This window comes from Streptomyces sp. Y7 (genome assembly GCF_043195415.1).
Classification (GTDB): Bacteria; Actinomycetota; Actinomycetes; order Streptomycetales; family Streptomycetaceae; genus Streptomyces.
On sequence record NZ_JBIDDQ010000034.1, the window covers coordinates 81,249 to 88,046 of the forward strand.

The following is a 6,798-nucleotide window of genomic DNA, read 5'->3' on the forward strand; positions in this document are numbered from 1 at the left end:
TGGGCGCCGGACCCTGCCACCGATCCGGAGATCCCGTCGTGCCCAGCAAGAAGGCCCTCGTCCGCCGCCCCAGCCCGCGCCTCGCCGAAGGGCTGGTCACGCACATCGAGCGGGAGAAGGTCGACCTCGATCTCGCGGTCGAGCAGTGGGAGGCGTACACCGAGGCGCTGCGCACGCACGGCTGGGAGACGATCGAGGTGGACCCGGCCGACGACTGCCCCGACTCGGTGTTCGTCGAGGACACGGTCGTCATGTACCGCAACGTCGCACTGATCGCCCGCTCCGGCGCCGAGTCCCGGCGCGAGGAGACCGCCGGCGTCGAGGAGGCCGTCGCCTCGCTCGGCTGCTCCGTGAACTGGATCTGGGAGCCGGGCACGCTGGACGGCGGCGACGTCCTGAAGGTCGGCGACACCCTCTACGTCGGCCGGGGCGGACGCACCAACGCGGCCGGCGTCCAGCAGCTGCGGGCCGCGTTCGAACCACTGGGCGCGCGGGTCGTCGCGGTGCCCGTGAGCAAGGTGCTGCATCTGAAGTCGGCGATCACGGCACTGCCCGACGGAACGATTCTGGGCCGCATCCCGCAGCTGGACGCCCCGTCGCTGTTCCCGCGCTTCCTGCCGGTACCGGAGGAGTCCGGGGCGCATGTGGTGCTGCTCGGCGGAGACAAGCTGCTGATCGCCGCGAGTGCGCCGAAGACCGCGGAGCTGCTCGCCGACCTCGGCCACGAGACCGTGCCGGTCGACATCAGCGAGTTCGAGAAACTCGAAGGCTGTGTGACTTGCCTCTCGGTCCGCATGCGGGGACTGTACGTCTGACCGGCTGAGCGTGTCGCCTTTTCGGCCCTGGGACCTGCGGGTCCTGGGGCTGTGCGCGTCCAGTGAACTTCCGGTGGCAGGGCAGCTGATCAGCAGTCTTTACAGCGTTCTTAACCTACGGCTTCGTAACCTACGGGTTCGTAGCCTACGATCCCGTAGGTTCCGGCAACCGCTCGCCGGTCACCTTTCCTGTGTTGCGCGTCCCCCTGGAGTTCCCGTGACGATCACTTCCCCTCACCTCGGCAGCTCTGCCGGCTGGACCGATGCCCGTCTGCTGTACGCGCTCGAGGAAGTGGTCGAGAAGGAACTCAACCGGCACCTGAAGGTCGCCAAGGACTGGATGCCGCACGAGTACGTCCCGTGGTCGGACGCCCGCAACTTCCCCGGCTTCTTCGAGGACGGCGAGGCCTGGGACAAGGAGCAGTCCAAGGTCACGGAGATCGGCCGGATCGCCCTGGTGGTGAACCTCCTCACCGAGGACAACCTGCCGAGCTACCACCACGAGATCGCCTCGCTCTTCGGCCGTGACGGCGCCTGGGGCACCTGGGTGCACCGCTGGACGGCCGAGGAGGGCCGCCACGGCATCGTGATGCGCGACTACCTGCTCGCCTCGCGCGCGGTGGACCCGGACCAGCTGGAGCAGTTCCGCATGGCCCACATGAGCGAGGGCTTCGAGTCGGACAACAGCCACTCGATGCTGCACTCGGTCGCCTACGTCTCCTTCCAGGAGCTCGCGACCCGCATCTCGCACCGCAACACCGGCCACCAGTCCGGCGACCCGGTCTGCGACCGCATGCTGGCGCGCATCGCGACCGACGAGAACCTCCACATGATCTTCTACCGGAACCTGCTGAAGGCCGCGTTCGAGATCGCCCCCGACCTCACCATGCAGGCCGTGCGCGACGTCGTGGTCAACTTCCGCATGCCCGGCCACGGCATCCCCGGCTTCGAGCGCGCCGCCGCCCAGATGGCCATCGGCGAGGTCTACAACATGCGCATCCACCACGACGACGTGCTGGAGCCGGTGCTGCGCTTCCTGAAGATCATGGAGATCGACGGCCTCGGCCCCGAGGGCCAGAAGGCCCAGGAGGAACTGGGGCTGTTCATGGGCGGACTGAACGCCGAGGCCCTGAAGTTCGACGAGAAGCTCGCCGCGCGCAAGGCCCGCATGGCGGCCCGCGCGGCCGGCTGACCTCCGCCTCCCACGGTCACCGACGGCCGGCCCGCCACGTGCGGGCCGGCCGTCGCTTTTTCCTGTGCGCGCCGCCGTGGCCTGCGGCATCATGCACGCCATGCGTGAGAACAGCAGGGCGGAGCAAGCCGTCGGCTTCCTGCTCCACCTGGTCGAAGCGGCCACCGCCGAGCGGGTCCGGGGGCGCACGGGACTCCCCGGCCCCGAGGACGCCGCCGCGACCCGGCGCCGCCTGGCGCGCGCCGGGACGTGGGCGCGGCGTATGCCGTCCTCCGTGGCGCTGTGGATCCTGGAGAACGACGATCCGGGACTGAACGGCGTGGTGTGGCCCCACCTCGCCGGCGACCCGGGACTGCGCCGGGCCGTCGCCCGCGGCGTGCCCTTCGGGGCGGGCCGCACCGGCCCGCTGCCCGTCGACGAGGTCCTGCGGGAGCAGGAGCCCGAGGTGCCCGACAGCTACGTCCGGCACGGCCTCGTGGGCGCGCTGCGCTCCGTCACGTCGATGGGTCAGGGGCGTGCCGCCGCCTCCATGGTGCTGACGGCCGACGACTGGTGGACGGTCGCGGAGGCGCACCTCGACCGTCCGCTGCCCGGATACGCCCGCTGGGCGCTCTCCGTGCGCCCCGACTGCCCGCCCCTGGTGCGCGAAGGGTTCGGCTCCCACGCCAAGTTCACGCACCGCCTGCGGGAGGCGGGCGTCATCGACTCTCCGGCCGAGTACGCGACGGCCCACGGACCCGCCGTCGACGTCCTGGAGGTCCTGGCGATGGGGCACCTGCTGTTCCCCTCGCGCGTCCACGAGGCCCAGGACGCCCTGCGCCCGCTGGTGCGGGACCACTTGGGGGAGCGTGAGGAGGCGTGGGCGGTGCTCGCGCAGCTCATGGAGACGTTCCACGGGCGGACGCCGGAGCTGGTGATGACGGCGGGAGCGATCGCCTGACGGCACCGGCGACGCGGCGGAGGCAAGGGGACGCGGCGGCTGCAGGAGGGCGGGGCGGCTGGAGGAGGGCGGGGCGGCCGGAGGGGGCGGGGCGGCTGGATTCGAACCAGCGTGCTCTGGTTTTGGAGACCGGTGCGCCTGCCTCTGCGCTACGGCCCCGCCCTTGGTCCCGAAGCGTAATGCGTTGGCCCGTTGTCAGTGGGCGCTGCTACCAATGAGGTCCGGGGGAGATTCGGTACGGGGGGCTCGGCATGGCGTACGGAGAGCGGGGGCGGCGTGCCCCGGTGGTCGACCTGGCCGACCGCCGGGCGCTGGAGCGGTACCGGCCGGCGGACCCGGCCGTCGTCGAGGAGGCACGCCGGCTCAAGGAGGCCGCACTGCTGGACTTCGGTCTGACGGAGTCGGCGGTGGCGTCCTGGCTGTACGCGAAGTGCCACCACCAGATCCCGACGACGGCGGTGGACACCGCGGCCGTGGTCGCCTCCGGCGACGGCACCTGCCTGCTGCTCTACAACCCCGGCTTCTTCGTCCGACTCGGCCTGGACGGCGTGAAGTTCGTCCTGTTCCACGAGGCCCGCCATCTGGTGCACCGGCATCTGTTCACCGACCCGGAGCTGCGCGCGGACCCGGTGTTCGAGCTGGCCTGTGAGGTCTCCATCAACCACGTGGCACTGATCCGGCTCGGCAGGGCGCAGTTGCCGCTGCTGGACGGCCGGCCGACGGGCGTCGATCCGCGCGAGGTCCACGACGCCTACCGTGCGGACCTGACGGCGCACGGCCTGGAACCGGTGTCGTACGAGGCGTTCACGGAGACGGACATGCGGGTGTACGGCGAGCTGAAGCGCATGCACCGCCCGCCGGTGCCGGCCCGGCGGCTGTGCGTGCACATGCTGGACGGCGCCGTCCCCGCCGACCAGGAGACCGTGGACGGGGCGGCTTCGTCGGCTCTGCTCAACGCCCTGCTCGCGGCGCGGCGCGGACACGCGGGCGCGGAGCGGGAGTTGCTGGAACTGATGGGCCGCAGCGAGGAGGGCAACCCCCGGGCCGCCAAACTCTGGGGGAACCTGGGCGCGGGCGCCCTGCGCGGCGAGACCACGCGCACCCGCACGGTCGACTGGTGGCAGCGCTGGCTGGTCGACGTCCTCGGCTCGAAACTGCGCGACGGCGAGCGGCTGGTGTACCCGAAGAAGCGCGGCGCGCTGCTCGCGGCGCTCGGCCAGGACCCGATGCTCGCCCGGCGCGGCCCGGTGCGGGACAAGGTGCTCGTCATCGCGTACGACACCTCGGGCTCGATGCCGGCCCACGTCATCACCTGGCTCACCGAACTCGTGGGCCGCATCGAGGGCGTGGAGGCGCACTGGCTGTCCTTCGACGCCGTCGTGATGCCCTTCGTGCCGGGCGAGCGCGTCTACGGCGGAGGCGGCACCAGCTTCCAGGTGGTCGCCGACTACGTGGAGGGGCGCACGGAGGTGAACGGGCGGCGCTCGGACGTCGCTCCGGACGCGGTCGTCGTCCTCACCGACGGGTACGCGCCGCCGATCACGCCCGCCGAGCCGGAGAAGTGGATCTGGCTGATCACCGAGGGCGGCAGCGAGTGGCCCGAGACGCACCACCCGGCGATGGACTGCCATCGCGTCACGACAGGATCACGGTAGATGACCACGCAAGCACGGCGGACGGACGTGTCCGGGGAGGACTCCCTCAAGGACGGGGGCCGTTCGGCCGGCCTCTCCCGCCTGGAGTCCTTCATCGACGCGATGATCGACCTGGGGCAGACCGGGCAGATCTTCGGTGAGCACGGCATCGGCAAGACGGCGACGTTCTTCACGCACATCGCCCGCGCCCACGAGGACACCGAGCTGGTGTACGTCCCGGCGGCGAACCTGACGCCGGACGACCTGCTCGTCAACGCGCCGGTGCGCGATGCGCACACCGGTGAACTCGTGCTGCGCCAGCTGGTGATGAGCCGGCTCAAGCCGGGCCGGCCGTTCGTGCTGCTGATCGACGACTCGCTCCAGGCGGGCGACACCATCCAGTCGCAGCTGATGCAGGTCGCCTGCAACTGGACGCTCGGCGAGCACGATCTGCGGGCCCTGGGCTGCGTGGGCGTCTTCCTCACCGACAACGAGTCGCAGGCCGAGACGTCGGCACGGCGCAGCGACCTCGCGCTGCTGGACCGCATGGTCACGATGCGGATCACGGCGAACGACACGTCCTGGCGGCGGCACCTGGCAGCCAAGTACCGCCCGTGGGACCTGCGTCCGGTGTTCTCGCTGTGGGCGTCGCTGTCGCCGGCCCTGCGTGAACTGCTGTCCCCGCGCACCCTGGACCACGTCCTGGCCAACGCCAAGGAGGGCTTCCCGCTCCGCTGGGGCCTGCCCCTGGTCGACGGCGAGCGGCTGCGGCTGACCGAGCCGGGCGCGGACGGCAGGCCGGGGCAGAACCGCACGGCGGAGATCCTGGACCGCATCGCCGGGTCCCTGGGCGTGGCCAACCCGGCGACCGTCCCGGATCCGGTACGGCAGGTGGTCCGTGCGGCGCTGCGCAACCGCTGGACCGTGCTGCTGCAGGGCCCTCCCGGCTGCGGCAAGACGGAGCTGGTGCGGGAGACGGTGCGCGAGGGCCTGGGCCGGGACGCGCTGTACTTCTCGCTGCCGGTGACGAACGTCGAGGACCTGTGCGCGCCGATCCCGTCGGCCGACGGGACGCTGGACAACCTGCTGGCGGCGAAGTTCACCGGGCCGGAGCCCAAGGCGATCGTGTGGGACGAGTACAACCGCCCCAAGGACAAGGCGGCCTTCGCCAAGCTCATGGAGATCACCCAGGAGTGGTCGCTGGCGGGCCGGCGCATAGCGAACCTGCGGGCCCAGATCGCCGTGCAGAACCCGCCGTACCATCTGGGCCGCAAGCTGCTGGTGTCGCGGAACAACATCGCCCAGGCGACCCGGTTCACCGCGTCCCTGGAGGTGCGGCCCGAGGACATCCCGGCGAACGAGTGGCTGCTCGCGCGGTACGGCCGGGACGCCGAGACGGTGCTGGAGTGGTGGAAGCACGACATCGACGACGACGGCCGCGCCTGGATCACCAAGCGCACCCTGGAGCGGCTCATCAAGCTGCACCGACACGGCCTTCCCCTGGAGATGGCCACGGTCTACCTCGGCGACGGCGAGTACGCCCCGGTACCGCTGACCGCTCTCATGGACCGTCTCAAGGGCCGCCCGGTCACGGGCCTGCGCGAGCTGGCCCGCGACGCGGACGCCTGGGAGTCCCGGCTGCGCCGCGCCGCCGAGACCTCGGACGAGGGCGCCGACGACACGGACGTCGTCCACCAGATCCTGGCCAACGCGGAGCTGTCCCAGCTCAAGAAGCACCGCACGGTGGTGACCCGCCTGGTGGCTCTGCTCCCGCCGAAGCTGCGGGCCACATATCTGGTGGGGGCGTCGGAGCGACAGCAGCGGTTCTGGACGGAGGTGTTCGTGGGATTGCGGCGGTGAGACGATCCGGGTCGGACGAACACGTGTTCCCAGCCGGTCCGCACCCTTTCCGGCCCGACGGCACCCCTTTCCAGCCGGTCCTGCCCCTTTTTTCGGCCAGCCTGCACGCCTTTTCAGCCGGTCCGCACCCCATTTCAGTGGGTCCGCACGCCTCCTCAGCCGGTCCGCACCCCCTATCCAGCCCGTCAGGCGTTTGAGGACGAGGCCGTTCAGGCCGATGCGGGGGTCCGGGGGCGGCAGCCCCCGGGGACGGGCCGGGTCGGGGCGGCGGGGGCGCCACCCCTCGTCAGTCGCCCGGCGACGGCGGAGCCGTCCGATGCACTCTGCGCACCGCGGCCGCGTCGGCCGCAACCACGG

General features: G+C 71.5%; 5 protein-coding genes and 1 tRNA gene. 5 read left to right on the forward strand and 1 reads right to left on the reverse strand.

Annotation, left to right across the window (positions count from 1 at the left end):
- The first annotated feature begins 38 nt into the window (after window positions 1–38).
- The 3 genes from ddaH to ACGFW6_RS41110 all read left to right on the forward strand — a co-directional run bounded on the left by ddaH (window position 39) and on the right by ACGFW6_RS41110 (window position 2,947).
- Window positions 39–815: a dimethylargininase gene (gene ddaH, locus ACGFW6_RS41100; protein WP_393521791.1), complete on the forward strand. Its 777-nt coding sequence runs from the start codon at window positions 39–41 to the stop codon at window positions 813–815.
- 217 nt (window positions 816–1,032) lie between these two features.
- Complete coding sequence (locus ACGFW6_RS41105; protein ID WP_393521793.1) at window positions 1,033–2,007, forward strand: acyl-ACP desaturase; 975 nt, start codon at window positions 1,033–1,035, stop codon at window positions 2,005–2,007.
- Window positions 2,008–2,107: 100 nt separating this feature from the next.
- A complete protein-coding gene (locus ACGFW6_RS41110; RefSeq protein ID WP_393521795.1) occupies window positions 2,108–2,947 on the forward strand; it encodes a hypothetical protein in 840 nt (279 codons plus the stop codon).
- A gap of 85 nt (window positions 2,948–3,032) precedes the next feature.
- Here ACGFW6_RS41110 and ACGFW6_RS41115 read toward each other — a convergent pair.
- Window positions 3,033–3,108: transfer RNA gene (locus tag ACGFW6_RS41115), tRNA-Trp, on the reverse strand.
- A gap of 90 nt (window positions 3,109–3,198) precedes the next feature.
- Here ACGFW6_RS41115 and ACGFW6_RS41120 point away from each other — a divergent pair.
- Both ACGFW6_RS41120 and ACGFW6_RS41125 read left to right on the forward strand, forming a co-directional pair.
- Window positions 3,199–4,602 carry a hypothetical protein gene (locus ACGFW6_RS41120; protein WP_393521797.1) on the forward strand — a complete coding sequence of 468 codons (1,404 nt, stop codon included), beginning with the start codon at window positions 3,199–3,201 and terminating at the stop codon, window positions 4,600–4,602.
- A 102-nt stretch (window positions 4,603–4,704) separates the two neighbouring features.
- Complete coding sequence (locus tag ACGFW6_RS41125; protein WP_393521805.1) at window positions 4,705–6,441, forward strand: AAA family ATPase; 1,737 nt, start codon at window positions 4,705–4,707, stop codon at window positions 6,439–6,441.
- Window positions 6,442–6,798 lie beyond the last annotated feature (357 nt).

Excerpts from the sequence above, each read along its gene's own strand:
- ACGFW6_RS41110 (WP_393521795.1), top strand. The coding sequence starts at position 2,108 with ATGCGTGAGAACAGCAGGGCGGAGCAAGCCGTCGGCTTCCTGCTCCAC.
- ACGFW6_RS41120 (WP_393521797.1), top strand. The coding sequence starts at position 3,199 with ATGGCGTACGGAGAGCGGGGGCGGCGTGCCCCGGTGGTCGACCTGGCC.
- ACGFW6_RS41125 (WP_393521805.1), top strand. The coding sequence starts at position 4,705 with ATGATCGACCTGGGGCAGACCGGGCAGATCTTCGGTGAGCACGGCATC.